This is a genomic window from Pseudomonas vancouverensis, from assembly GCF_004348895.1.
Taxonomy (GTDB): Bacteria; Pseudomonadota; Gammaproteobacteria; order Pseudomonadales; family Pseudomonadaceae; genus Aquipseudomonas; species Aquipseudomonas vancouverensis.
Genome location: NZ_RRZK01000032.1, coordinates 25,595 through 50,620, shown reverse-complemented (window position 1 = coordinate 50,620; position 25,026 = coordinate 25,595). Strand labels below are relative to the sequence as shown.

Here is a 25,026-nt window from a genome sequence, read left to right as displayed (position 1 = left end):
GCTTAGAAATCCGCGTCCCAATCCACCTTCATCTCACCTGCCGCCAGGTCGACAGCCAACACGCATTGCTCCGTATAGGGCAACAGGCGTTCGCGATCATCCAGGCTGCCAGCGCAAGGCTTGACCACCATGACATCGTTCGAGCCGGTCTCCAGCAGATGATCGATCTTCCCGAACAATTGTCCGAGGGTATCGATGACCTTGAGACCTTCCAGCTGGTACCAGTAGTACTCGCCGTCGTTCAGCTCAGGGAACAGGTTGCGCGGCACGCAGATCTCATAACCGGCCAGAAGACGAGCTTCTTCGCGATCATCGAGACCCTTGAGCTTTGCGACCAGGAATTTGTCATTCCCGCGCCCGCTGACCAGCTCTACCTGCTTTACATTGCCGTCACGCTTGAGCGTCCAGGTTTTGTAATCCAGCAGGTTCTTAATCGGATCAGTAAAGGAATACACCTTCACTTCGCCGCGAACGCCGTGAACAGAATAAATCTTGCCGATAACGATCAAATCATCAGCAACAGCTGGCGTCGCGTTCATATTGCTCAGGCCGCAGCCTTAGCAGATTCCTTCAACAACTGAGCAACGCGCTCAGAAGGTTGTGCACCAACGCTCAGCCAGTAGGCTACGCGCTCTTGGTTCACGGACAGACGAACTTCCTGACCACGAGCAACAGGGTTGAAGTAGCCAACCTGTTCCTTGTGCGAACCGTCGCGCGGGTTGCGGCTGTCGGTTACGGTCAAGTGGTAAAACGGGCGCTTTTTGGAGCCGCCAAGGGCAAGACGGATTGTTAGCATGTGAACATCGTTCCTGTAGTCGGTGCTGCAAATCTAAATGCACAGCGGGCATGGGTGCCCGAAAGGCCGCATATTCTAAGGAATATCCGGACTTTTGCAAATGACTTTTTCCGGCGCCTGTCGGCCGCCATGCAGATTTGCCATAGAGCCGTCGTTTAAAACGGCCGGTCAGCTCCCGCCAGATGCGGGTTTGCTGGAGATCCCGCTTCCTTGCGGGACTGCGCCGGTACGACGACCGGCGAGTTCTTTCAGATCTTTGGCATGCCGCCGCCGGGCAACATTCCGCCCATGCCGCGCATCATCTTGGCCATGCCGCCTTTGGCAGAGAACTTCTTCATCATCTTCTGCATCTGCTTGTGCTGCTTGATCAAGCGACCGATGTCCTGCACCTGGGTACCGGAACCCATGGCGATCCGACGCTTGCGCGAACCGCTGATCATCTCGGGGTCGCGACGCTCGGCCGGGGTCATCGAGTTGATGATGGCTTCCATCTGCTTGAATTGCTTCTCTGCCGCACCTTGGGCATTGCCCATCTGCGCCAGGTTCATGCCACCCATGTTCGGCAGCTTGTCCATGAGCCCACCGAGGCCGCCCATGTTTTTCATCTGTTGCAGCTGATCACGGAAGTCTTCGAGGTCGAAGCCCTTGCCCTTCTTCAGCTTCTTGGCCAGCTTGTCGGCCTTGTCCTTGTCGAGCGTGGCTTCGGCCTGCTCGATCAGGCTGAGCACGTCGCCCATGCCGAGGATTCGCGAAGCGATACGCTCAGGGTGGAACGGATCGAGCGCTTCGCTCTTCTCGCCCATACCGATGAACTTGATCGGCTTGCCGGTGATCGCACGTACCGACAGCGCGGCACCGCCTCGGGCGTCACCGTCGACCTTGGTCAGGATCACACCAGTCAGTGGCAGCGCATCGCCAAAGGCCTTGGCCGTATTGGCGGCGTCTTGACCAGTCATGGCATCGACTACGAACAGGGTTTCGACCGGGTTGATCGCGGCATGCAGCGCCTTGATCTCGCCCATCATCTCTTCGTCGATGTGCAGGCGACCGGCGGTATCGACAATGACGACGTCGATGAATTTGAGTTTTGCTTCCTTTATAGCCGCCTGGGCGATGTCGACCGGCTTCTGGCTCAGGTCCGACGGGAAGAAGGTCACGCCAATGTCATTGGCCAGGGTTTCCAGCTGCTTGATCGCCGCCGGACGGTAGACGTCCGCGGAGACCACCATGACCGACTTCTTTTTGCGCTCTTTAAGGAAGCGCGCGAGCTTGCCGGCGGTAGTGGTTTTACCCGCACCCTGCAAACCGGCCATCAGGATGACCGCTGGTGGCACGGCGCTGAGGTTGAGGTCCTCGTTTGCCGCGCCCATCAGGCTTTCGAGCTCGGCCTGGACGATCTTCACGAAGGCCTGGCCCGGCGTCAGGCTGCGCGACACCTCGGTACCGACGGCGCGCTCCTTGACCGAATTGACGAAGTCCTTGACCACCGGCAGGGCAACGTCGGCTTCAAGCAACGCCATGCGCACTTCACGCAGGGTGTCTTTAATGTTGTCTTCAGTCAGCTTGGCCTTGCCGGTGACATGGCGCAGCGTCTGCGAGAGACGGTCGGTTAAGTTTTCAAACATTGCGCGATCCTTTCAGGCCCTGTGTAGACCGGGATAATGGCGGCCCGGACCGGACTAAACATGTGCTCGGCGAGCCTGCGGCGTGGGCAGGTCGCGGATTATAGCGAAGACTGCGAGCGGCGGACACCTCGCTGTCAGCTTGTGCGGTCTTTCGTGCAGCGGCGATTCTATGCCAAACTCAGCGCCTTTCGGGCTTGCCTAACAGGATTTATGCTCCCCTTGTCACCCAGTTTGCTTACCACCCTCGCCGCCGCCTGCCTGTACGCCGCTGCGACTTTCTATCAGGGCAGTCGTCTGGCCTCCGCTGCCAAGGCCAACAAACGCCTGCTGGTCACGCTTGGCGTGCTCGCCGTGCTGGCCCACAGCGCCAGCCTGCTGACCCACCTGCTGACCCCGATCGGCCTGGGCCTGGACTTCTTCAGCGCTGCCAGCCTGATTGCCGTCGCTGTCATTGCCCTGACCCTGCTGGCCTGCTCGCGGATCCCCGTGGAGAACCTGCTGGTCCTGCTGTTCCCGCTCGGCGCCCTGACCGTGCTGCTGGCGCAATTCGCCCCGGCCGGCACGGTACAGATCATTGACGAGGAGCCGGGCATCCTCGCCCACATCCTGCTGTCGATCCTGGCCTATGGCATGTTCACCATCGCGGTGTTCCAGGCCCTATTGCTGCTGGTCCAGGACCATCAACTCAAGCACAAGCACCCCTCCGGGCTGATCAAGAACTTTCCGCCGCTGCAAACCATGGAAAGCCTGCTGTTCGGCTTCCTCTGGGCCGGCTGGACGTTGTTGTCGATGTCGCTGATTTCCGGCTGGCTGTTCGTCGAAAACCTGTTTGCCCAGCACCTGGTGCACAAGACCCTGCTGGCGTGCCTGGCGTGGATCGTCTTCAGTGTATTGCTATGGGGACGCAACCATCTCGGCTGGCGCGGGCACAAAGCCATTCGCTGGACCCTGGCCGGTTTCTGCCTGCTGATGCTGGCGTACTTCGGCAGCAAGCTGGTTCGTGAATACATCCTGCATATCTGACGGGCGGCATTAATGGACGATTTGCCCATAGGGCCGATGCTTGCAGTAGTGGTCCTGCTGATTTTATGGTCGGGGCTGTTCACCGCCATCGAGGCCGCACATCAGCATCTGCTGGCCCAGCGCACCGCAACGCGTTCCAGCGACAAGCCGCCGGCCAGACTCAGCTTCCCGCTCCACAGCCTGATCCTGTGCAACACCCTTTGTCGCGCACTGGTCGTCGTCATCAGTACACTGCTGGCGATTTTCACCTGGGCAGAAAACGGCCCCTGGATCGCCTGCCTGGCAGCAGGCGCAGTACTGCTGGTGTTCGCCGACTACCTGCCCCGCGCCCTCGCCACCCGCTATCCAGATGCCATTCTGGCCCAAGGCAACAATCTGTTGCGCTTGCCGCTGAAAGTCATTTACCCCGCGGCCTGGCTGCTCAACAGCATCAGTCAACTGCTGATGCGCCCCTTTGCCCGCAAACCCAAAGTGGTGCAGCAAAGTGACGAGGATGTGCCAGTGGAGCGACATGAGGGCCCCGACAGCACCGTCAGCCGCCCGCACGCCATCTCCGGCATCCACGCCCTGGACAACATCACGGTCAACGACATTCTGGTGCCGCGCAGCGAAGTAGACGGCATCAACCTCGACGACCCGATCGAAGAGATCATCGAACAACTGCGCCACAACAAGCGCACGCGCCTGCCGGTGTTCCACAGTGACATCAATCAGGTCGAGGCGGTGCTCAACACCCGGCACATCCTGCACCTGCTGCCCGATGCCAGCCTGACCAAGGAAGCGCTGCTCGCGGCCAGTCACGAGCCCTACTTCGTTCCGGAAAGCACGCCGCTGCAACTGCAACTGCTCAACTTCCATAAACAGCAGCGACGCCTGGGCATGGTGGTCGATGAGTATGGCGAAGTGCTGGGTATCGTGACCCTGGAAGACATTCTCGAAGAAATCGTCGGCGAATTCGAAAGCCAGCACAGCCTGGACAACCCGCACATCCACCCGCAAGCCGACGGCCGCCTGGTGGTCGATGGCGCTGCCTCGATCCGTGAACTCAACAAAAGCCTGGGCTGGCATCTGCCAAGCGATGGGCCGAAAACCCTCAATGGGCTGGTAACCGAAGCCCTGGAGACCATCCCGGAAAGCGCCGTGTGCCTGAAGATTGGCCGCTATCGCCTGGAAATTCTCGCGACCGAGGAAAATCGGGTTACACGGGTACTGATCTGGCAGACCAGTTCGGTGCCTGCTGTCATCTGATGTGGCGAGGGAGCTTGCTCCCGCTAGGGCGCGTAGCGGCTGCAAAACGTTTGAAACCGGGTGCTCTGCACTTAGGACTGCTTCGCAGCCCAGCGGGAGCAAGCTCCCTCGCCACAGGGACCTGCGCTGGATCCAAGCCCCTTGTTGATTCGTTAGCCACCTTCCTATAATCGAGCCGCTTACCCAAGCCGCTCGACCCTGTGCTACCCGCACCCCGCTGCAAACCCACATCCCTGGGTACTCGACCATAATAATTCGCTCCACCGGAGCACATGACTGTCAGGGATAACCGCATGACGACCAGCACGACTTACAGCGAGTCCACACCCGCGCCAACCAATTCCGCGAGCCGCGTCGCCACGGCGAGCTTCATCGGCACGGCCATCGAGTTCTACGATTTCTACGTGTATGCCACCGCCGCTGCGCTGGTGATCGGTCCGGTGTTCTTTCCACAAACGTCCGGCACCGCGCAGATGCTGTCGGCCTTCCTCACCTTCGGCATCGCATTTCTGGCACGCCCGCTGGGCTCGGCACTGTTCGGGCACTTTGGCGACCGCATCGGTCGTAAATCGACGCTGGTCGCTTCGCTGCTGCTGATGGGCGTGTGCACCACGCTGATCGGCGTGCTGCCGGGATACGACAGCATCGGCGCCTGGGCACCGATCCTGCTTTGTGTGCTGCGCTTCGGCCAAGGCCTGGGGCTGGGCGGTGAATGGGGTGGCGCGGCCTTGCTCGCCACGGAAAACGCGCCCAAGGGCAAACGCGCCTGGTTCGGCATGTTCCCGCAGCTTGGCCCGTCCATTGGTTTTCTGGCCGCGAACGGCTTGTTCCTGACCCTGGCCATGGTCCTCGATGACGAACAGTTCCGCGCCTGGGGCTGGCGCATTCCATTCCTGCTCAGTGCCGCGCTGGTGATGGTCGGCCTGTATGTGCGCCTGAAACTGCATGAAACGCCCGTCTTCGCCAACGCGATGGCGCGTCAGGAACGGGTGAAAATCCCGCTGTTCGAATTGTTCGGTCAGTATTGGGCACCGGTATTGCTCGGCGCCGGTGCGATGGTGGTGTGCTACGCGCTGTTTTACATTTCCACGGTGTTTTCGCTGAGTTACGGCGTCGCCACCCTCGGCTACAGCCGCGAGACCTTCCTCGGCCTGCTGTGCTTCGCCGTGCTGTTCATGGCTGCCGCCACACCGCTGTCGGCGTGGGCCAGTGACCGTTACGGACGCAAACCGGTGCTGATCATCGGCGGCGTGCTGGCGATCCTATCCGGCTTCCTCATGGAGCCGTTGCTGACCCAGGGTTCGACCTGGGGCGTGGCGTTGTTCCTGTGCATCGAACTGTTCCTGATGGGCGTGACCTTTGCGCCCATGGGCGCGCTGCTGCCGGAGCTGTTTCCCACCCACGTGCGCTACACCGGCGCGTCGGCGGCCTACAACCTGGGCGGTATCGTTGGTGCTTCGGCGGCACCCTTCTTCGCTCAGAAACTGGTGGCGATGGGCGGTTTGAGTTATGTCGGCGGCTATGTGTCCGGCGCTGCGGTACTGAGTTTGCTCGCGGTGTTGTGTCTGAAAGAAACGCGGCATAACGATCTCAATCGGGTGGATTGACAGGCTGTTATCGTCGGATCGCCGCCCGGAGCGAGCTTGCTCCGGGCGGCGATGGGGTCCTCAATGACCACTCACACGGCATATTTTCCCCCGCCCATTGTCACCTCGCTCTACGCGCAAACGCTCATCCCCGCTATACTTCCCGGCTTTTCCTGAATAAATGCCAATAGGGTCCCGCCGCGCATGGATAAGACCTACCAGCCGCACGCCATTGAAACTTCCTGGTACAACACTTGGGAGTCAGAGAATTACTTCGCCCCGCAAGGCGCGGGCGAGTCCTACACCATCATGATCCCGCCGCCGAACGTCACCGGCAGCCTGCACATGGGTCACGGTTTCAACAACGCGATCATGGACGCCCTGATCCGTTTCCGCCGCATGCAGGGTCGCAACACCCTGTGGCAGCCGGGCACCGACCACGCCGGTATCGCCACGCAGATGCTGGTAGAGCGTCAGCTCGAAGCCAAGGGCCAGAACCGTCACGACCTCGGTCGCGAGAAATTCCTCGAGAAAGTCTGGGAGTGGAAGGATGAATCCGGCGGCAACATCAGCCGGCAGATCCGTCGTCTCGGTTCGTCCGTAGACTGGAGCCGCGAGCGCTTCACCATGGACGACGGCCTGTCGGAAGCAGTGAAAGAAGCGTTCGTGCGCCTGCACGAAGACGGCCTGATCTATCGCGGCAAGCGCCTGGTCAACTGGGACACCAAGCTGCACACGGCGATTTCCGACCTCGAAGTGGAAAACCACGACGAGAAAGGCTTCCTGTGGAACCTGAAATACCCGCTGGCTGACGGCGCCAAGACCGCTGAAGGCAACGATTTCCTGATCGTCGCGACCACTCGCCCGGAAACCATGCTCGGCGACTCCGCCGTCGCAGTTAACCCGAACGACGAACGCTACAAAGCCCTGATCGGCAAATTCGTCGAGCTGCCGCTGGTTGGCCGCCGCATCCCGATCATCGCCGACGATTACTGCGACCCTGAATTCGGCACCGGCTGCGTGAAAATCACCCCGGCCCACGATTTCAACGACTACGAAGTCGGCAAGCGTCACAACCTGCCGCTGCTGAACATCTTCGACAAGAACGCCGCAGTCCTGTCGGCCTGCCAGGTGTTCAATCTCGACGGCACGCTGAACGACAGCATCGACGGCAAGATCCCGGCTGAATACGCTGGTCTCGACCGGTTCGAAGCGCGCAAGCAGATCGTGGCTGCGTTTGAAGCTGCCGGGCTGTTGGTCAGCGTCGACGATCACGCCCTGAAAGTGCCGAAGGGCGACCGCTCCGGCACCGTCATCGAGCCGTGGCTGACCGACCAATGGTACGTGTCGACCAAGCCGCTGGCCGAGCCGGCGATTGCCGCCGTGGAAGACGGCCGCATCCAGTTCGTGCCGAAGCAGTACGAAAACATGTACTTCTCGTGGATGCGCGACATCCAGGATTGGTGCATCAGCCGTCAACTGTGGTGGGGCCACCGGATTCCAGCCTGGTACGACGAGTCGGGCAAGGTCTATGTCGGCCGCGATGAAGCCGAAGTACGCGCCAAGCACAACCTCGGTGACGACGTCACGCTGCAACAGGACAACGACGTACTCGACACCTGGTTCAGTTCGGGCCTGTGGACCTTCTCCACCCTGGGCTGGCCGGAAAAGACCGAGTTCCTGAAGAAATTCCACTCCACCGACGTGCTGGTGACGGGCTTCGACATCATTTTCTTCTGGGTTGCCCGGATGATCATGCTGACCATGCACCTGATCAAGAACGAGGACGGCACCCCGCAGGTTCCATTCAAGACCGTCTACGTGCACGGCCTGGTGCGTGATGGCCAGGGCCAGAAGATGTCCAAGTCCAAGGGCAACGTCCTTGACCCGCTGGACATCATCGACGGTATCGAACTGGAAACCCTGGTGCAGAAACGCACCTCGGGCCTGATGCAGCCGAAACTGGCGAAGAAGATCGAGAAAGCCACCCGCGAAGAGTTCGCCGAAGGCATCGCCAGCTACGGCACCGACGCCCTGCGCTTCACTTTCTGCTCGCTGGCCTCCACCGGTCGCGACATCAAGTTCGACATGGGCCGCGTCGAAGGCTATCGCAACTTCTGCAACAAGATCTGGAACGCGGCGCGCTACGTGCTGGACAAGGGCGAAGACTGCGGCCAGAACGGCGAAGCCTTTGAGCTGTCCCTGGCGGATCGCTGGATCATTTCGCAGTTGCAGCGCACCGAAGCCGAAGTGACCCGCCAGCTCGACCAGTTCCGTTTCGACCTGGCGGCACAAGCCCTGTACGAGTTCATCTGGAACCAATATTGCGACTGGTACTTGGAACTGTCCAAGCCTGTGCTGTGGGACGAAAACGCCCCGGTTGAACGTCAGCGCGGCACCCGTCGCACCCTGGTGCGCGTCCTGGAAGTCGCCCTGCGCCTGGCGCACCCGTTCATGCCGTTCATCACCGAAGAAATCTGGCAGCGCATCGCGCCGCTGGCCGGCATTCAAGGCAAGACGATCATGCTGCAACCTTGGCCGGTGGCCAACGAAGAGCGCATCGATCCGGCGGCCGAAGACGACATCGAATGGCTCAAGGGCCTGATGCTCGGCACCCGCAACATCCGTGGCGAAATGAACATCGGCCCGGGCAAACCGCTGCCGCTGTTCCTGAAAAACGTCAGTGCCGAGGATCAGCGTCGTCTGACCGAGAACGAAGCCCTGCTGAAGAAGCTGGCACGCCTCGAATCGATCACTGTCCTGGCTGCCGGCGAAGAAGCGCCACTGTCCGCCACCGCCCTGGTCGGCGAGATGGAAGTGCTGGTGCCAATGGCCGGCCTGATCGACAAAGGCGCTGAACTGGCGCGTCTGGACAAGGAAATCCAGCGCCTGCAAGGTGAAGTGCAGCGTGTCGGCGGCAAGCTGTCCAACGCCGGTTTCGTCGACAAGGCTCCGGCCGAAGTCATCGAGAAAGAACGCGCCAAGCTGGCCGAAGCCGAACAGGCTCTGGGCAAGCTGGCCGAGCAGCATGCGCGGATTGCCAGCCTGTAACGGCAAGTTGCGATGAACAAGGGAGGCCGATGGCCTCCCTTTTTTTGCCTGCCATTTTCTTACATCTAATGAAAATCCCCTGTGGGAGCGAGCTTGCTCGCGAAGACGGAGTACCCATCAACGAAGATGGCAACTGGCCCAGCCCTCGTGAACAGACTCGCTCCCACATTTGATCAGTGTTGCACCACAGATGTGGGACAATACCCGCCACTTTCAGCCATACCCGAATCGACCACGCCCATGAACGCCCCCCGTACACCTCGCCCCGCGCGCAAGAAGCCTGACTCCGCCACCCCGGCCAAGCCCGTGGAGCCGCGTAAAGAAGCCAGCCTGCACCCGCGCAATCGCCATCAGGGTCGTTACGACTTCCCGGCGTTGATCAAAACCACGCCAGAGCTGGCGAAGTTCGTGATCATCAACCCCTACGGCAAGGAAAGCATCGACTTCGCCAGCCCCGACGCGGTGCGCGTATTCAACCGGGCGTTGCTCAAGTCGTTCTATGGCATCCAGCATTGGGACATCCCGGCCGATTACCTTTGCCCGCCGGTACCGGGCCGTGCCGACTACATACACTTCCTCGCTGACCTGCTGGCCAGCAACAACGACGGCGTGGTTCCGCGTGGCGCCATTGTCAATGTGCTGGATATCGGCATGGGCGCCAACTGCGTGTATCCGCTGATCGGTAACAGCGAATATCGCTGGCACTTCCTGGGCTCGGAAATCGACCCAACGGCCGTGGCCGCCGCCAAAGCCATCGTCCAGTCCAACGATCTGAACAAGGTCATCAAGCTGCGACAGCAAGAGAACCGCAAGCACATCCTGATCGGCCTGCTGGAACCTGGCGAACGCTTTGACCTGACCATGTGCAACCCGCCGTTCCACGCCTCGATGGACGAAGCGACCAAAGGCAGCGAGCGCAAATGGCGAGCCTTGGGCAAGGCCGACCCGAAACGCAAACTGCCAGTACTGAACTTCGGCGGTCAGTCGGCCGAGTTGTGGTGTGAAGGTGGCGAAGCGCGTTTCGTGACGCAACTGATCGCCGAAAGTGCGAACTTCCAGCACAAAGTGTTGTGGTTCAGCACCCTGGTCTCGAAAGCCTCGAACCTGCCCGCCATCGAGACAGCGCTGAAAAAGGCCGGCGCGCTGGAAAGCCAGGTGGTGGAAATGTCCCAGGGGCAGAAGCAGAGCCGCTTCGTCGCCTGGACCTATCAGACCAAGTCCGAACAGCAGATCTGGCGCCGTGAACGCTGGGTTCGCAAGGGCTGAGTGCCTGGACACTTGAAGCGGCAGTCGATTGCCGCTTCAGCTTTTACCCAATCGGCAGGCACAAAAAAGCCGTGCCCGGATCGCTCCGGCGCACGGCTCTTTTTAACAAGTCTTACTTGTTCACAGCGTCGGTCAGGCCTTTGGCCACAACCAGCTTGATCACTTTCTTGGCAGCGATTTCGATGGCAGCGCCAGTCGAAGGGTTGCGGCCGGTACGGGCAGGACGCTCAGTCACTTTCAGTTTGCCGATACCTGGCAGAGTGATTTCGCCGCCGTTTTCCAGCTGATCAGCAACGATTTGGCCCAGTTGGTCCAGAGCGTTACGCGCGGTGGTTTTCGGCGCGTCGATAGCTTCAGCGATGTCGGCGATCAGTTGGTCTTTAGTAAGAGCCATTTAGTGTTCCTTCCCTATCAAATTCATATGGATTGCAGAGTGCAATGTCAGCCATCGAGCCCGATCTTTTGGATCCGGCACCCTCGGCCAAATAACCTCGGGATCGGGGTTATAGATACCGAAATCAGGGTTTGGTTCGACCTGACAAATGCTGACTGCACGCTTAACGCAGTGACTTCGCGCAAGACCGGGCAAAGCTAGCACACAGACGTGGAAATATCCGCCTCTAGCTACCCATTTGGTCAGCTTTATTGAACTAAAACGGGAAAAAACCGCATATGCACCGCCGGTCGCCCCGGAATTGCCCTACAACCCGCGCCAAATCGAGTGGTTGCGGTACACTGAGCGCTTTTTCGGGGGAGCACGCCCTCCTCTCTTCATTCAGCCGAGAAGCCCATGCCGATCCGTCATTGCATCGTCCACCTGATCGACAAAAAACCTGACGGCACACCCGCAGTTCTTCATGCCCGCGACTCCGAACTGGCCGAGTCGAGTGCCATCGAGAACATGCTTGCCGACCTCAACGAAAGCTACAACGCCAAACAAGGCAAGGCCTGGGGATTTTTCCACGCCGAGTCCGGCGCGCATCCGTTCAGCGGCTGGCTGAAGGAGTATTTCGAAGGCGGCAAGGACTTCACCGCATTCAGCCGCGTGGCGGTGGAGCACCTGCAAAAGCTGATGGAAGAGTCGAACCTGTCGGTCGGCGGCCACGTGCTGTTCGCGCACTATCAACAAGGCATGACCGACTACCTGGCCATCGCCCTGCTGCACCACAGTGAAGGCGTGGCGGTGACCGACGAGCTGGACGTCACGCCATCCCGTCACCTGGACCTTGGCCAGCTGCACCTGGCGGCTCGGATCAACGTCTCCGAATGGCAGAACAACAAACAGTCCAAGCAGTACATCTCCTTCATCAAGGGCAAGAACGGCAAGAAGGTCTCGGAGTACTTCCGCGACTTCATCGGCTGCCAGGAAGGCGTCGACGGCCCGGGCGAGACCCGCACCCTGCTCAAGGCCTTCAGTGACTTCGTCGAAAGCGAGGACTTGCCGGAAGACGATGCCCGCGAGAAGACCAAGACCCTGGTCGACTACGCCAGCAGCCAGGCCAAACTGGGCGAACCCATGGGCCTGGAAGAGCTGTCGGAACTGATCGACGAAGAACGCCCGAAAGCCTTCTATGATCACATCCGCAACAAGGACTACGGCCTCTCGCCGGAGATCCCGGCGGACAAGCGCACCCTCAACCAGTTCCGCCGCTTCACCGGTCGCGCCGAAGGCCTGTCGATCAGCTTCGAAGCGCACCTGCTGGGCTCGAAGATCGAATACGACGAAGAAGCCGGCACCCTGATCATCAAGGGCCTGCCGACCTCGCTCACCGACCAGCTGAAGCGACGCAACTGATGCTCGGCGGCGTCCTGAAGAAATGCCTGCTGATCCTGCTGGTGGTCGTGGCCTACCAGAACTGGGGCAAGATCGAGCGGGTGTTCAACCCTTCGCAGGTGGTGTCCGAGCAGACCCAGGCCAAGGCCAACGTCGTGCTCTACGCCACCGAATGGTGTGGCTACTGCAAGCTGACCCGGCGCTTCCTCGATCAGAAAGGCATTCCGTACAAGGAGTTCGATATCGAGAAAGATGCGGTTGCGCGCAAGGACTATGAGGCCCTGGGTGGCGGCGGGATACCGATCATCGATGTGAACGGAACGCTGATTCGCGGGTATGACCCGGATGCGATCCTGGCGGCCCTGAAATAACTATTCAATTTTACACATTTCTTGTGGCGAGAGAGCAAGGGAGCTTTGTGGCGAGGGAGCTTGCTCCCGTTGGGCAGCGAAGCGGCCCCAAAAAAGAGGGACTGCTACGCAGTCCAACGGGAGCAAGCTCCCTCGCCACGAAGTCTTTCGTCACAGTGGTGTTTGGGTATCAGCTGGCTTCGATGCGGAAACCCAGGCGCGGGAAGTGCACATGCACCACGCCGCCGCGCTCGTCCTCGCGACGTACGATCAACTCTTCGCAACCTGCGAACAGCAACTCCCCCGCCACCGGATCAACGCCATAGTCGGTGGCCGCGATCACCACCTGCTGACCGGCCTTGAAGCCGTTAGGATCAACGAACTGCTCGTCCGGCAACGCTGCCGGCGTCGACGTTCGCGCCACTTCCAGCGCTTCTTCGGAACTCATTTCGCTGGCGGCACCATGCCCAAAGCCCAACACCCGGGCATGCCAAGCTGCCACCGCCGGGTAGGCATCCACCAACGGGCTCGTGACAGGCGTGGCCTTGAGGAACCACAGGCAATGGGCCAAAGCGAAATCGGCAATCGATGGTTCACCGAACAGGAAGTCACCCTGCTCGCGCTGCAATTGCAGCTCCAGGCGCGACATGATGGTCGGCCACTGGTGTTTGGCTTGTTCGACGGAAAGCTTTGTAGCACTGCCACCACTGAACAGACCGGCACGGTCAGCGATAAACGCCTTGATTGCTTCCGGCGGCAAATTACCGAAGCGCACAGCGACCGACTCTGGCTGGAACACCAGGCTGACCGCATGCTGGAACACCACAGAATCGGCCCAGGCGGCAAAGGTGGCCGCGATCATTTCCTGCCCTTCGGGGAAGAACGCCGGCAAGGCTTTTTCCTGCTCCAGACGACGGGCGATCAACGCCGTGTCGCAATAGATGTCGGCACCGATCTGCAACACCGGAGTTTTGCGATAACCACCGGTGAGGGCGGTGAGATCAGGCTTGGGCATCACCGGCGAGATTTTCACCGAGCGCCAGGACAATCCCTTGAAGCCGAGCAACAGGCGCGCCTTTTCGGCGAAAGGGGACGTCGGGTAATGATGCAGAATCAACTCGGACATGCTCGGCTCCGCCGCAAAGTTCAGGAACCCGCAGCTTAGCGTGCTATCACTTCGCGGCCTACCGATCTGCCTGATGGGAACCGATCAGTCACAGTGATAGGCCGGCGGCAGCACTGGCCACCAGGCACTCCTTGGCGCTTTTCCTGAGTTTCTTGATCAGTCGTTCCTGGCGCAACGCTTCGCTCTTATCGCGACACAGCTCGGTGTAGACAAGCGCCATGGCCGGGCTGGAAAGGAAGAACCGCGCCCCCTTGCCGCTCTGGTGTTTGGCGAAGCGACGCACGGGATCGTCGCTGATCCCGCAATACAGCGAACCATTGGCCGCACGGACGAGGTAGACGTACCAGGGCTTGCTGACGGGGGGCTCGACTGGAGTGTTCACGTAACGATCAGGCTTGTAAGGAAAACAAGCGGCGATCTTATCAGCGACCGGCCTGAAACGCCTTCAAGCCCTTGAGTGCCTGGGCACGCACGGCGTTTCTCACCAGTGGCGTCCAGCCCAACACGAGACCTTTGAAACCCAGGGCCTGGCGCGACCAGGCCCACAGATCAAAGCGGTCGTGATGCTCGCAGATCTTGCCGTCACGGAAGACAAAACGCGCCTGGATATCATTGATGACAACGTTGCCGGTCTGGCTGAACAGATAGGTCGCCACCCAATGAGCGCCTCCGCTGCGCTCGTCGCTGCGCACGTTGTCGAAGGTCAGGGAGAAATCCTTGGCCCGGGTGGTGAGCATGCGCCACATGTCGCCGGCGTCGCGCCCACGCAACTCGCCGAACGCCGGATCACTGAACACCACGTCGTCGGTATAACAGGCAGCCATGGCCTCGGCGTCAAGGCGCTGAAAAGCCTGGTAGAAGCGGGTGATCAGCGCGCTGTGGGCATCACTCATGGGCAAACTCCGTCGAATGGAAGAATGCCTGCACAATAATCTGCAAACGCGCGGAACACTATCGGCATTCGCAGGCCGAATACCGACAAGTGTTCGCGTCTCAGACCTTTTCGCTTTCCACCTGCACGTACAGCGCGCGACCGGCGCCCAGGCCGGCGATGATCGCGCCCAGACCGATGACGCCAAAGATCCAGCCCACGGCGGTCCAGCCACCGGTCCAGTCATGCACCACGCCGACCGCAAACGGCCCCATCGACGCCAGGGTGTAGCCAAAGCCCTGGGCCATGCTCGACAGGTTTGCCGCCACATGAGAGTCCCGCGAACGCAGGACGATCAGGGTCAATGCCAGGCTGAAGGTGGCCCCCTGCCCCAGGCCCAGCACGATCGCCCAGCCCCACAGGCCTTCGATAGGCGCATAGAGGCAACCGAACAATCCGGCGAGGGTCAACGCCATCACGATCACGATGGCCAGGCGTTGATCCTTGCCACGAGTCGCCAACCATGGGGCAGATAATGAACTGACCAACTGCACGATTACCGAACCCGACAGCACCAGCCCGGCCTGGGTCGGCGTCAGGCCGCGCCCGATCAGGATCGACGGCAGCCAGCCGAAAACGATGTAGGCCAGCGACGATTGCAGCCCCATGTACAGGGTCACCTGCCAGGCCAGTTTGTCACGCAGCAATCCGCGAACGCGGTAGGCGACATTGTGCGCACCGTGTTTCGAGCCGACCTGCGGTAACCAGAACAAGGCGGCCACCAGGGCCGGGATGACCCAGAAACCCAGGCCCATCGCCCAGCTCTTGTCGAAATGTTCGCTCAGCGGCACGGTCGACCCGGCGGCCATCGCCGCACCCAGGCACAAGGCCATGGTGTACACGCCGGTCATGGTTCCGGCCTGTTTCGGAAAGTCGCGTTTGACGATGCCCGGCAGGAGCACACCGATCACGCCAATGCTCGCACCCGCCAGGATGCTGCCGGCAAACAGGCCGATTTCACCGAAAGAACTGCGCAGGATGATCCCGCCGGCCAGTGTCAGCAAAATCCCCAGCACCACGCGCTCGGCACCGAAACGTCGCGCCAGGACCGGTGCCAGTGGCGCAAACAGCCCCAGGCAAAGCACCGGCAAGGTGGTCAGCAGACCGGCCTTGGACGCCGACAGGCCAAGGGATTTCGACACCTCGCTGAGCATCGGCGCCATGCTCGACAGCGCCGGGCGCAGGTTCAGCGCCACTAACACCAACCCCAACAACAGCAGCCAGGGGCGCCGCAACAGTGGTTGCGTTTGCTGGACCTGCTCGTCATCGGCCTCGGCGTCGATCAGCAGCTCTTCCAGCTCGGCGGTGCGTTTCGGCGCTGTGGATAAATCCTGGCTGGACATGGGTTTCTCGGTTTCAAGGTTCATTGATCAACTGCCTCGACAGGGCTTTGGCCCGCTCCGGGTCGCGTTGTTCGACGGCATCGAGCATCTCGATGTGCAGGTCGAACACTTCCTGGCGGCGCGGGACGATGTTCAGGGTCTGGCGCAACTGGGCGCCGACAATGCTGGAGAAATAGCGATACAACTCGCTCAGGGTCGGGTTGTGCGCGGCGTCCACCAGACGGCGGTGGAACGCCAGATCGCAGGCGATGTAGGCATCGAGGTCGCCATGGTAGTGACTGCCGCTGACACCCAGTGCCTCGCGCAATGCCACCAGGTCTTCCTCGGTTCGGCGCAGCGCAGCCAGGCCAATGGCCTCGACTTCGAGAATGTGCCGGGTTTCCCGGGCCTGTTCGAGGGAGCACTTGGACAGGGCCTTCAAAGTGTCCAGCGGATCGACCACGGCGCGCAGGTAACTGCCATCCCCTTGGCGGATCTCGATCAAGCCGGAAAACGCCAGCACGCGCATGGCTTCACGCACGGTGTTGCGGCTGATGCCCAGCTCGGCAGACAACTCAGGCTCGGTGGGCAGACGCTGGCCAACCTCCCACACACCTTGATTGATGCGCAGGCGCAGTTGTTCCAACGCCTGATCGACGAGGGAACGTTTCACTATTGGAGAGTGTTCAGACATGGAATTCGCCCTGTCATCCAATCATAGGATGAATTTGCTGACATGGTAGTCAGCTTTGCCCAGGAGAGCAACATGCCGCCTCTGTAGGAGCGAGCATGCTCGCGATGGTCGTCAACGATAACGCTGGTTGGCAGGTCCCCCGCGGTGCTCTCAAGTCCATCGCGAGCATGCTCGCTCCTACAGGGTGCGGGTTTTCTGTGGGCAAAAATAAACCCGGAACACAGTCCGGGTTTATTTCAGCGCCTGGTTTCGATCAATGCAGGATCTGGCTCAGGAACAGTTTGGTGCGGTCGTTCTGCGGGTTGTCGAAGAAGTCGTTCGGCGCGGCCTGTTCGACGATCTCGCCCTTGTCCATGAAGATCACGCGGTTGGCCACGGTGCGGGCGAAGCCCATTTCGTGGGTCACGCAGAGCATGGTCATGCCGTCTTCGGCCAGGCCGATCATGGTGTCCAGAACCTCTTTCACCATCTCCGGGTCGAGGGCCGAGGTCGGTTCGTCGAACAGCATGATTTTCGGTTTCATGCACAGCGCACGGGCAATCGCCACACGCTGTTGCTGACCGCCGGACAGTTGCCCCGGAAACTTATGCGCCTGCTCCGGAATGCGTACGCGCTCCAGGTAATGCATGGCGATTTCCTCGGCCTGGCGCTTGGGCATCTTGCGCACCCACATTGGCGCCAGCGTGCAGTTCTGCAAAATGGTCAGGTGCGGGAACAGGTTGAAGTGCTGGAACACCATGCCGACTTCACGACGGATCGCTTCAATCTGCTTAAGGTCGTTGGTCAGCTCCACGCCATCGACCACGATGCGCCCCTGCTGGTGTTCTTCCAGGCGGTTGAGGCAGCGGATGGTCGTGGATTTGCCTGACCCTGACGGCCCGCACAGGACGATGCGCTCGCCCTGCTTGACGTTCAGGTTGATGTCCTTGAGTACATGAAACTGGCCGTACCACTTATTCACGCCCTGCATCTGAATGATGCCTTCAGGGTTCACCGGCTGCTTGATTGCTTCGCTCATCACAAAACTTCCTAAATAAGGTAGCGACTTAGCGCTTGTGGCCAGTGTCGAGCTTGCGTTCCAGATGCATGGAATAGCGCGACATACCAAAACAGAAAATCCAGAACACCAGGGCTGCGAACACATAGCCTTCAGTGGCCATGCCCAGCCATTTCGGGTCGGCGGCAGCTTGCTTGACGCTGTTGAGCAGATCGAACAGGCCGATGATGATCACCAGGCTCGTGTCCTTGAACAGCGCAATGAAGGTGTTGACGATGCCGGGGATCACCAGCTTCAGGGCTTGCGGCAGAATCACCAGGCCCATGCTGCGCCAGTAACCCAGGCCCATCGCCGCGGCCGCTTCGTACTGGCCCTTGGGGATCGCTTGCAGGCCACCACGCACCACTTCGGCGACATAGGCCGACTGGAACAGGATCACGCCGATCAGCGCCCGCAGCAGCTTGTCGAAGTTCATGCCTTCAGGCAGGAACAGCGGCAGCATCACCGAGGACATGAACAGCACCGTGATCAACGGCACACCGCGCCAGAACTCGATGAAGGTCACGCAGACCACACGAATCGCCGGCATGTTCGAGCGACGGCCGAGGGCCAGCAGAATCCCCAACGGCAGGGCACCGGCGATGCCGACGGTGGCGATCACCAGGGTGAGCATCAGGCCGCCCCATTGGCTGGTCGCGACGTTGGTCAGGCCGAAGATGCCACCGTGCAGCAGAAAGTAGGCAATGATCGGGTACAGCACCAGGAAGCTCAGGCCATACACCGCTTTACGGTGAAAGCGCGAGATGAACAGCGGTGCGACGCCTATGACCGCCAGCCACACGGTCAGGTCCACGCGCCAGCGCAGTTCCGGCGGATAGTAGCCGTACATGAACTGGCCGAAACGCTGCTGGATGAACACCCAACAGGCGCCTTCCTTGGTGCAGTCGGCGCGGGTGGTACCGACCCAGTTGGCGTCGAGGATGGCCCAATGCAGGATCGGCGGGACCACCAAGTAGATGAGGTAGAACGCAAACAGGGTCAGCAGGGTATTGAGCCAGCTGGAGAACATGTTCGCGCGCATCCATGCCATCGGTCCGAAGACTTTGCTAGGTGGCGGCATGTCAGGTTTGAAAATATGAGTGCTCATGCGCTTTTCCTTACCGCTCGATCAGCGCAATGCGCTTGTTGTACCAGTTCATCAGCAGGGAGATGCTGATACTGATCGCCAGGTACACGCTCATGGTGATGGCAATCACCTCGATCGCCTGGCCGGTCTGGTTGAGCACGGTGCCGGCAAACAGCGAAACCATTTCCGGATAACCGATACCGGCGGCCAGCGAGGAGTTCTTCGCCAGGTTCAGGTATTGGCTGGTCAGCGGTGGAATGATCACCCGCAGAGCCTGCGGAATAATCACCTTGCGCAGGGTCGGGCCGTTGCGCAGCCCGAGCGAATGCGCCGCTTCGGTTTGGCCGTGACTGACCGACTTGATGCCCGAACGCACGATCTCGGCGATGAACGCCGCGGTGTACACGGTCAGGGCCAGGGTCAGGGCGAGCAGTTCAGGAATCAGCACCCAGCCACCGACGAAGTTGAAGCCTTGCAGCTTGGGCAGTTCCCAGTGCAGCGGCGCACCGAAGACCAGCGCGCACAGCGCCGGGATGACGATGAACAGCGCCAGGCCAGTCCAGAACTTGTGGAAGGGCACACCGGTGGCTTCGAAGCGTTTGGTCGCCCAGCGGCTCATCAGCACGATGGCAACGATGGCCACGACCACGCTGACCACGAATGGCCAGAAACCGTCCGCCATCTTCGCCGCCGGCATGTTCAGGCCACGGGCGCTGACGAAGAAGGTGTCGCCGAAGTTGTGACTGTTGCGCGGCCCCGGCATGGTCAGGAACACCGCGAAGTACCAGAACAGGATCTGCAGCAGCGGTGGAATGTTGCGGAAGACTTCCACGTACACCGTCGCCAGCTTGGCGATGATCCAGTTCTTCGACAGCCGCGCCACACCGATGATGAAGCCGAGGATGGTCGCCAGGATCACGCCGATGAAGGTCACCAGCAAGGTGTTAAGCAGACCGATGACAAACACCCGGGCATAGCTGTCCGATTCGGTGTAGTCGATCAGGTGTTGAGCGATGCCGAAACCGGCACTGCGCTCCAGGAAGCTGAAGCCCGAGGTGATGCCCCGGTGCTGAAGGTTGGTCTGTGTGTTGTCAAACAGGTACCAGCCCATCGAGACCACCGCGACAATGGTGATGATCTGGAAAAGCCACGCGCGCACTTTCGGATCGCTGAGGCTGAGCCTCTGCTTTGGTGCGCCGATTGAATTTTGCATGAAGTGCCCCGGAAATAATGGAACAGAACATCACCCGGTGGTTGGCCCACCGGGTGACAGAACCATCAGCGCACTGGTGGTGCGTATTGAATGCCGCCAGCGTTCCACAGAGCGTTGAGCCCGCGGTCGATTTCCAGCGGAGTGCTCTTGCCGAGGTTTTTCTCGAACACTTCGCCGTAGTTGCCCACTTGTTTGACGATCTGTACCACCCAGTCCTTCTTCACTTTCAGGTCTTTGCCGTACTCACCGTCGGAACCGAGCAGACGGGCAACGTCCGGGTTCTTGGTGTCTTTGGCTTCGGCTTCGACGTTTTTCGAAGTGATGCCGGCTTCTTCGGCGTTGAGCATGGCGTAGCCCACCCAACGAACGATGGCCAGCCACTCGTCGTCGCCGTTACGCACGACCGGGCCCAGAGGCTCCTTGGAAATGGTTTCCGGCAGAACCACGTAGTCCTTCGGCGATGCCAGCTTGCTGCGCTGGGCGAAGAGTTGGGACTTGTCGGAAGTCAGCACGTCGCAACGACCGGATTCCAGCGACTTGGCGCTTTCGTCGGAGGTGTCGAAGGTGATCGGGGTGTATTTCAGGCCGTTGCCGCGGAAGTAGTCGGAAACGTTCAGCTCGGTGGTGGTACCGGCCTGGATGCAGATGGTTGCACCGTCCAGTTCCTTGGCGCTCTTGACGCCGAGCTTGTTGTTCACCAGGAAGCCGATGCCGTCATAGTAGGTAATGAAGCCTGGAAACTTCAGGCCCATGCCCGCATCGCGAGAGCTGGTCATGGTGGTGTTGCGCGACAGGATGTCGATTTCGCCGGATTGCAGCGCGGTGAAGCGCTCCTTGGCGTTCAACTGGCTGAACTTGACCTTGGTTGCGTCGCCGAACACGGCAGCCGCTACGGCACGGCAGTAGTCGGCATCGATACCGACGATCTTGCCGGTGGAATCCGGAACCGAGAAGCCTGGCAAACCATCGCTGACGCCACACTGCACGAAGCCTTTCTTCTGCACTGCATCCAGGGTTGCACCCGCCTGGGCGAACCCGCTGACACCGAGTACCGCGGCTGCAGTCACGATGGCCAGGGTGGATTTCAACATCTTCATTCAAACCTCCAGTTTTGCTCTTGTTGTGTCGGAGCGTGAGTCCTGTCGCACCCTTTTGAGGCGTAGTCGACCCGTGTTGGCTTGTTTTGGGGTCAACCGACGTAAGACGTTAGCTATGAGTCTAGTAGGAGAAAATCCACATCATGGAAAACTCACTCTCACCAGGCGGCCGAACGGGCTGTAGCCCTTTCACGTTCGCGAAGCCCCGTTGCGGCCCGTGGCGAACATCCATCACCGGATTCATTGCTATCCCAACGACGGCAGTACACTGATAGTGTTACCGCCGGGCGCGAGATGTGTTGCACGGTTTCTCCATAGCAAAGCCCGTACCACACCGTTTGCTGAAGCGGTTCAGATGCAGGTCAAGAGCAAAACTTGTACGCTTGCGACATCTTGTTAACAGATCAACCAGACGCGCACTCCGATCACGCACTTATTGGGAGCGCGCGCACATATTTGGAGCAGCCATGACCGAGCCCCTGATTCTCGAACCCGTCAAGCCCGCAGACGCCTGCGTTATCTGGCTGCACGGCCTGGGTGCCGATCGCTATGACTTTCTGCCGGTCGCCGAAGCCCTGCAGGAAACCCTGCTGAGCACCCGCTTCGTTCTGCCCCAGGCGCCCACCTGTGCTGTCACTATCAACGGTGGCTACGAGATGCCGAGCTGGTACGACATATTGGCCATGAGCCCGGCGCGGGCGATCAATCGTGAGCAACTGGAAGAATCGTGCGAGCGGGTCATCAAACTGATCGACACCCAGCGCGCCGTCGGAATAGACGCTTCGCGGATTTTCCTCGCCGGTTTCTCCCAGGGTGGCGCCGTGGTCTTCCACACCGCTTTCCTGAAATGGCAGGGACCACTGGGTGGCGTCATTGCCCTGTCCACTTATGCGCCGACCTTCAGTGACACCCTGGAACTGTCCGCCAGCCAGCAACGCATTCCGGTCTTGAGCCTGCATGGCCAGTACGACGACGTGGTGCAAAACTCGATGGGACGCAGCGCCTACGAGCATCTGAAGCAGCGTGGTGTCACCGTGACATGGCAGGAATACCCAATGGGTCACGAAGTGTTACCCGAAGAGATTCGCGACATCGGCGCCTGGCTGACCGAGCGCCTGCGTTGAGCATTGCGGTTTAAAAACACCCTTTGATCCATCCCACTACGCCGCGCCCGATTCTTGCATTACACTGGCCGGCGTACATTCCTTAACCAATTGATGAGATGACCGTGCTCAAAGCACTCAAGAAAATGTTCGGTAAAAGCGAGACTGAGCAACTCGCGCCAGTCCCCAGCGCTCCGTCTCACACGCCCGGCCACCGCACCGACGGTAATCAGCCAGGTCGGACCGCCACCCCGGCGGCTCCCAAACACGAGGCAAAAGCCGCCCCGGTCGCACCGCCTGCGGTCGCCCCTGCCGCCGAGCAGCCTCGCAGAGAAGCGCCAAAACCCGCCAGGCCACGCCGCGAACCCAAGCCCAAGGCCCCGGTGATCCCGTGGAAACTCGAAGACTTCGTCGTCGAGCCCCAGGAAGGCAAAACCCGTTTTCACGATTTCAAACTCGCTCCGGAACTGATGCACGCCATCCAGGACCTCGGCTTCCCGTACTGCACGCCGATCCAGGCGCAGGTGCTGGGTTTCACCCTCGCCGGCAAAGACGCCATCGGCCGCGCGCAGACAGGTACCGGTAAAACCGCGGCCTTCCTGATTTCGATCATCACCCAGCTGCTGCAAACCCCGCCGCCGAAAGAGCGCTACATGGGCGAGCCGCGGGCGCTGATCATCGCGCCGACCCGCGAGTTGGTGGTGCAGATCGCCAAGGATGCAGCCGACCTGACCAAATACACCGGTCTCAACGTCATGACCTTTGTCGGCGGCATGGACTTCGACAAGCAGCTCAAGCACCTCGAGGCGCGGCACTGCGACATCCTCGTCGCCACGCCGGGCCGCCTGCTCGACTTCAACCAGCGCGGCGACGTGCACCTGGACATGGTCGAAGTGATGGTGCTGGACGAAGCCGACCGCATGCTCGACATGGGTTTCATCCCGCAAGTGCGTCAGATCATTCGTCAGACGCCGCCGAAATCCGAGCGCCAGACCCTGCTGTTCTCCGCGACCTTCACCGAAGACGTGATGAACCTGGCCAAGCAATGGACCACCGATCCTGCCATCGTCGAAATCGAGGTCACCAACGTGGCCAACGAAAACGTCGAACAGCACATCTACGCCGTGGCCGGGGCTGACAAGTACAAACTGCTGTTCAACCTGGTCAACGACAACGGCTGGGAGCGCGTCATCGTCTTCGCCAACCGCAAGGATGAAGTACGCCGCATCGAAGAGCGCCTGGTGCGCGACGGCATCAACGCCGCGCAACTGTCCGGCGACGTGCCGCAGCACAAGCGCATCAAGACCCTGGAAGGCTTCCGCGAAGGCAAGATTCGCGTGCTGGTCGCCACAGACGTCGCCGGTCGTGGCATCCACATCGACGGCATCAGCCACGTGATCAACTTCACCCTGCCGGAAGTGCCGGACGACTACGTGCACCGCATTGGCCGTACCGGTCGCGCAGGCGCTGACGGGGTGTCCATCAGCTTTGCCGGCGAAGACGATTCCTACCAGCTACCGTCCATCGAGGAAAAGCTGGGACGCAAGATCAGTTGTGAAACGCCACCGACGCATCTGCTGCGGCCGGTTGAGCGCAAGCGTCCTCAGTAAGCGACGCAAAAAAGACAGGCGCAGCCGGCAACGGACTGCGCTTTTTTTTCGCCCGGATATTGCCCGACAAAACTAAAAGTCCATAATGGACAAATTAGTTTACTTTCAATGCCGGAGTCGAACATGACCAGTACGCCGCAAGTGATCACCCAGGCCCAGGCACGCGAGCTGCTGGCACAGGTCGATGTGCCGCAAATCCTGCGCAAGCTGTTCCGCGACCTTGCAGCAGGGCGAGCCGTGCAACCGGCGCAGCAACTGGTGGAATTCCCCCAAGGCGGCGACTTCATCAACTACCTGGGCGTGCTGGCTGAAGACGGTGTGTACGGGGTGAAAACCTCGCCCTACATCGTCCGCGAACAAGGCCCCCTGGTGACGGCCTGGACCCTGCTGATGTCGATGCAAACCGGCCAGCCACTGCTGTTGTGCGATGCGGGTGAGCTGACCACGGCACGCACGGCGGCCACCACCGCCGTGGCGGTCGACGCCCTCGCGCCGCTCAAGGCCACGCGCCTGGCCATTATCGGCAGCGGCAAGGTGGCCCAGGCGCATCTGCACTATGTGAAGGGCATGCGCGAGTGGCAAAACATCAGCCTGTATTCGCCGAGCCTGAAGGATAAAAGTGCCGACGAGCTGGCTCGAATCACAGATCTCGACCCTCGCCTGAGCATTGCTGGCAGCTGCGAGGCCGCCATTGAAGGCGCCGATGTGATCATGCTCTGCACCTCGTCCGCAGGCCCGGTGATTGACCCGTCGCGCTTGAGCAAACCGGCTCTGATCACCTCGATCAGCACCAACGCCCCCCGCGCCCATGAGGTGCCACCGCAAAGCCTCAATGACATGCAGGTGTTCTGCGACTATCGCGTAACCACACCCGGCTCAGCGGGCGAAATGCTGATCGCGAGCGAGCAGCATGGCTGGGACAAAACGCTGATATGCGGTGATTTGCCTGATCTGATCAGTGCAAAGGTGCAACGCCCCGACTACGATCGATCGGTATTTTTCCGCTCGATTGGCCTGGGTCTGGAGGATATTGCGCTGGCCAATGCGATCTACCGGCCGCAGCTCTGACACCACAGGGACTCACCACA

The 25,026-nt window shown here is 60.4% G+C and carries 23 protein-coding genes; 10 read left to right on the top strand and 13 right to left on the bottom strand.

All coding sequences use genetic code 11. The features are described from left to right. Positions 1-2: 2 nt before the first annotated feature. The 3 genes from rimM to ffh form a co-directional block, all read right to left on the bottom strand. The gene (gene rimM / locus EIY72_RS24435) at positions 3-539 is read right to left on the bottom strand and encodes a ribosome maturation factor RimM (RefSeq protein WP_093214223.1); all 537 of its coding nucleotides are present in this window, start codon (positions 537-539) and stop codon (positions 3-5) included. A 5-nt stretch (positions 540-544) separates the two neighbouring features. Beyond that, positions 545-796: a 30S ribosomal protein S16 gene (rpsP, locus tag EIY72_RS24430; RefSeq protein WP_007972721.1), complete on the bottom strand. Its 252-nt coding sequence runs from the start codon at positions 794-796 to the stop codon at positions 545-547. Between the two features lie 248 nt (positions 797-1,044). Next, a complete protein-coding gene (ffh, locus tag EIY72_RS24425) occupies positions 1,045-2,421 on the bottom strand; it encodes a signal recognition particle protein (protein ID WP_093214218.1) in 1,377 nt (458 codons plus the stop codon). 210 nt (positions 2,422-2,631) lie between these two features. On the opposite strand from ffh, the gene EIY72_RS24420 reads away from it, so the two are divergent. From EIY72_RS24420 to rlmF, 5 genes are all read left to right on the top strand, one after another. After that, positions 2,632-3,444, top strand: a complete 813-nt coding sequence (locus EIY72_RS24420; RefSeq protein ID WP_093214215.1) for a cytochrome C assembly family protein — start codon at positions 2,632-2,634, stop codon at positions 3,442-3,444. Positions 3,445-3,456: 12 nt separating this feature from the next. Further along, on the top strand, positions 3,457-4,692 hold the full coding sequence (locus EIY72_RS24415) for an HlyC/CorC family transporter (protein WP_093214212.1): 1,236 nt from the start codon (positions 3,457-3,459) through the stop codon (positions 4,690-4,692). Between the two features lie 293 nt (positions 4,693-4,985). Next, positions 4,986-6,299: an MFS transporter gene (locus EIY72_RS24410; protein WP_093214209.1), complete on the top strand. Its 1,314-nt coding sequence runs from the start codon at positions 4,986-4,988 to the stop codon at positions 6,297-6,299. 183 nt (positions 6,300-6,482) lie between these two features. After that, positions 6,483-9,329 carry a valine--tRNA ligase gene (locus EIY72_RS24405; protein WP_093214206.1) on the top strand — a complete coding sequence of 949 codons (2,847 nt, stop codon included), beginning with the start codon at positions 6,483-6,485 and terminating at the stop codon, positions 9,327-9,329. A gap of 240 nt (positions 9,330-9,569) precedes the next feature. Then, positions 9,570-10,595, top strand: coding sequence for a 23S rRNA (adenine(1618)-N(6))-methyltransferase RlmF (gene rlmF / locus EIY72_RS24400; RefSeq protein ID WP_093214199.1), 1,026 nt, complete (start codon positions 9,570-9,572; stop codon positions 10,593-10,595). 112 nt (positions 10,596-10,707) lie between these two features. Here the strand turns inward: rlmF and EIY72_RS24395 are convergent, their stop codons facing one another. Further along, a complete protein-coding gene (locus EIY72_RS24395) occupies positions 10,708-10,989 on the bottom strand; it encodes an HU family DNA-binding protein (RefSeq protein WP_007905514.1) in 282 nt (93 codons plus the stop codon). A 396-nt stretch (positions 10,990-11,385) separates the two neighbouring features. Between EIY72_RS24395 and yejK the strand changes: the two genes are divergently transcribed. After that, positions 11,386-12,390, top strand: a complete 1,005-nt coding sequence (gene yejK / locus EIY72_RS24390; RefSeq protein ID WP_093214193.1) for a nucleoid-associated protein YejK — start codon at positions 11,386-11,388, stop codon at positions 12,388-12,390. Continuing rightward, the gene (locus EIY72_RS24385) at positions 12,390-12,740 is read left to right on the top strand and encodes a glutaredoxin family protein (RefSeq protein WP_093214189.1); all 351 of its coding nucleotides are present in this window, start codon (positions 12,390-12,392) and stop codon (positions 12,738-12,740) included. The genes yejK and EIY72_RS24385 overlap by 1 nt, the downstream gene beginning before the upstream one ends. A gap of 169 nt (positions 12,741-12,909) precedes the next feature. On the opposite strand, the gene EIY72_RS24375 is transcribed toward EIY72_RS24385, so the two are convergent. The 9 genes from EIY72_RS24375 to EIY72_RS24335 all read right to left on the bottom strand — a co-directional run bounded on the left by EIY72_RS24375 (position 12,910) and on the right by EIY72_RS24335 (position 21,225). Beyond that, entirely contained in the window at positions 12,910-13,845 is a 936-nt protein-coding gene (locus EIY72_RS24375) for a glutathione S-transferase family protein (RefSeq protein WP_093214175.1), read from the bottom strand. Positions 13,846-13,933: 88 nt separating this feature from the next. After that, positions 13,934-14,227, bottom strand: coding sequence for a GIY-YIG nuclease family protein (locus tag EIY72_RS24370; protein WP_093214170.1), 294 nt, complete (start codon positions 14,225-14,227; stop codon positions 13,934-13,936). Positions 14,228-14,267: 40 nt separating this feature from the next. Further along, the gene (locus tag EIY72_RS24365) at positions 14,268-14,738 is read right to left on the bottom strand and encodes a nuclear transport factor 2 family protein (RefSeq protein WP_093214165.1); all 471 of its coding nucleotides are present in this window, start codon (positions 14,736-14,738) and stop codon (positions 14,268-14,270) included. A 100-nt stretch (positions 14,739-14,838) separates the two neighbouring features. Then, positions 14,839-16,143 carry a CynX/NimT family MFS transporter gene (locus tag EIY72_RS24360; RefSeq protein WP_093214158.1) on the bottom strand — a complete coding sequence of 435 codons (1,305 nt, stop codon included), beginning with the start codon at positions 16,141-16,143 and terminating at the stop codon, positions 14,839-14,841. Continuing rightward, on the bottom strand, positions 16,133-16,792 hold the full coding sequence (locus tag EIY72_RS24355) for a FadR/GntR family transcriptional regulator (protein ID WP_093214155.1): 660 nt from the start codon (positions 16,790-16,792) through the stop codon (positions 16,133-16,135). The genes EIY72_RS24360 and EIY72_RS24355 overlap by 11 nt, the downstream gene beginning before the upstream one ends. A gap of 253 nt (positions 16,793-17,045) precedes the next feature. Further along, positions 17,046-17,810, bottom strand: coding sequence for an amino acid ABC transporter ATP-binding protein (locus EIY72_RS24350; protein WP_093214152.1), 765 nt, complete (start codon positions 17,808-17,810; stop codon positions 17,046-17,048). A 28-nt stretch (positions 17,811-17,838) separates the two neighbouring features. Further along, positions 17,839-18,936, bottom strand: coding sequence for an amino acid ABC transporter permease (locus tag EIY72_RS24345; protein ID WP_093214148.1), 1,098 nt, complete (start codon positions 18,934-18,936; stop codon positions 17,839-17,841). 10 nt (positions 18,937-18,946) lie between these two features. Next, positions 18,947-20,128, bottom strand: a complete 1,182-nt coding sequence (locus EIY72_RS24340) for an amino acid ABC transporter permease (protein ID WP_093214146.1) — start codon at positions 20,126-20,128, stop codon at positions 18,947-18,949. Positions 20,129-20,193: 65 nt separating this feature from the next. Further along, complete coding sequence (locus EIY72_RS24335; RefSeq protein WP_093214143.1) at positions 20,194-21,225, bottom strand: amino acid ABC transporter substrate-binding protein; 1,032 nt, start codon at positions 21,223-21,225, stop codon at positions 20,194-20,196. Positions 21,226-21,692: 467 nt separating this feature from the next. Between EIY72_RS24335 and EIY72_RS24330 the strand changes: the two genes are divergently transcribed. From EIY72_RS24330 to EIY72_RS24320, 3 genes are all read left to right on the top strand, one after another. After that, positions 21,693-22,349, top strand: coding sequence for an alpha/beta hydrolase (locus EIY72_RS24330; RefSeq protein ID WP_093214140.1), 657 nt, complete (start codon positions 21,693-21,695; stop codon positions 22,347-22,349). 98 nt (positions 22,350-22,447) lie between these two features. Continuing rightward, entirely contained in the window at positions 22,448-23,938 is a 1,491-nt protein-coding gene (rhlB, locus tag EIY72_RS24325) for an ATP-dependent RNA helicase RhlB (RefSeq protein WP_093214137.1), read from the top strand. Positions 23,939-24,061: 123 nt separating this feature from the next. Continuing rightward, on the top strand, positions 24,062-25,006 hold the full coding sequence (locus EIY72_RS24320) for an ornithine cyclodeaminase family protein (RefSeq protein ID WP_093214134.1): 945 nt from the start codon (positions 24,062-24,064) through the stop codon (positions 25,004-25,006). Positions 25,007-25,026 lie beyond the last annotated feature (20 nt).

Excerpts from the sequence above, each read along its gene's own strand:
- rimM (WP_093214223.1), bottom strand. The coding sequence starts at position 539 with ATGAACGCGACGCCAGCTGTTGCTGATGATTTGATCGTTATCGGCAAG.
- rpsP (WP_007972721.1), bottom strand. The coding sequence starts at position 796 with ATGCTAACAATCCGTCTTGCCCTTGGCGGCTCCAAAAAGCGCCCGTTT.
- ffh (WP_093214218.1), bottom strand. The coding sequence starts at position 2,421 with ATGTTTGAAAACTTAACCGACCGTCTCTCGCAGACGCTGCGCCATGTC.
- EIY72_RS24420 (WP_093214215.1), top strand. The coding sequence starts at position 2,632 with ATGCTCCCCTTGTCACCCAGTTTGCTTACCACCCTCGCCGCCGCCTGC.
- EIY72_RS24415 (WP_093214212.1), top strand. The coding sequence starts at position 3,457 with ATGGACGATTTGCCCATAGGGCCGATGCTTGCAGTAGTGGTCCTGCTG.
- EIY72_RS24410 (WP_093214209.1), top strand. The coding sequence starts at position 4,986 with ATGACGACCAGCACGACTTACAGCGAGTCCACACCCGCGCCAACCAAT.
- EIY72_RS24405 (WP_093214206.1), top strand. The coding sequence starts at position 6,483 with ATGGATAAGACCTACCAGCCGCACGCCATTGAAACTTCCTGGTACAAC.
- rlmF (WP_093214199.1), top strand. The coding sequence starts at position 9,570 with ATGAACGCCCCCCGTACACCTCGCCCCGCGCGCAAGAAGCCTGACTCC.
- EIY72_RS24395 (WP_007905514.1), bottom strand. The coding sequence starts at position 10,989 with ATGGCTCTTACTAAAGACCAACTGATCGCCGACATCGCTGAAGCTATC.
- yejK (WP_093214193.1), top strand. The coding sequence starts at position 11,386 with ATGCCGATCCGTCATTGCATCGTCCACCTGATCGACAAAAAACCTGAC.
- EIY72_RS24385 (WP_093214189.1), top strand. The coding sequence starts at position 12,390 with ATGCTCGGCGGCGTCCTGAAGAAATGCCTGCTGATCCTGCTGGTGGTC.
- EIY72_RS24375 (WP_093214175.1), bottom strand. The coding sequence starts at position 13,845 with ATGTCCGAGTTGATTCTGCATCATTACCCGACGTCCCCTTTCGCCGAA.
- EIY72_RS24365 (WP_093214165.1), bottom strand. The coding sequence starts at position 14,738 with ATGAGTGATGCCCACAGCGCGCTGATCACCCGCTTCTACCAGGCTTTT.
- EIY72_RS24360 (WP_093214158.1), bottom strand. The coding sequence starts at position 16,143 with ATGAACCTTGAAACCGAGAAACCCATGTCCAGCCAGGATTTATCCACA.
- EIY72_RS24355 (WP_093214155.1), bottom strand. The coding sequence starts at position 16,792 with ATGTCTGAACACTCTCCAATAGTGAAACGTTCCCTCGTCGATCAGGCG.
- EIY72_RS24350 (WP_093214152.1), bottom strand. The coding sequence starts at position 17,810 with ATGAGCGAAGCAATCAAGCAGCCGGTGAACCCTGAAGGCATCATTCAG.
- EIY72_RS24345 (WP_093214148.1), bottom strand. The coding sequence starts at position 18,936 with ATGAGCACTCATATTTTCAAACCTGACATGCCGCCACCTAGCAAAGTC.
- EIY72_RS24340 (WP_093214146.1), bottom strand. The coding sequence starts at position 20,128 with ATGCAAAATTCAATCGGCGCACCAAAGCAGAGGCTCAGCCTCAGCGAT.
- EIY72_RS24335 (WP_093214143.1), bottom strand. The coding sequence starts at position 21,225 with ATGAAGATGTTGAAATCCACCCTGGCCATCGTGACTGCAGCCGCGGTA.
- EIY72_RS24330 (WP_093214140.1), top strand. The coding sequence starts at position 21,693 with ATGACCGAGCCCCTGATTCTCGAACCCGTCAAGCCCGCAGACGCCTGC.
- rhlB (WP_093214137.1), top strand. The coding sequence starts at position 22,448 with ATGACCGTGCTCAAAGCACTCAAGAAAATGTTCGGTAAAAGCGAGACT.
- EIY72_RS24320 (WP_093214134.1), top strand. The coding sequence starts at position 24,062 with ATGACCAGTACGCCGCAAGTGATCACCCAGGCCCAGGCACGCGAGCTG.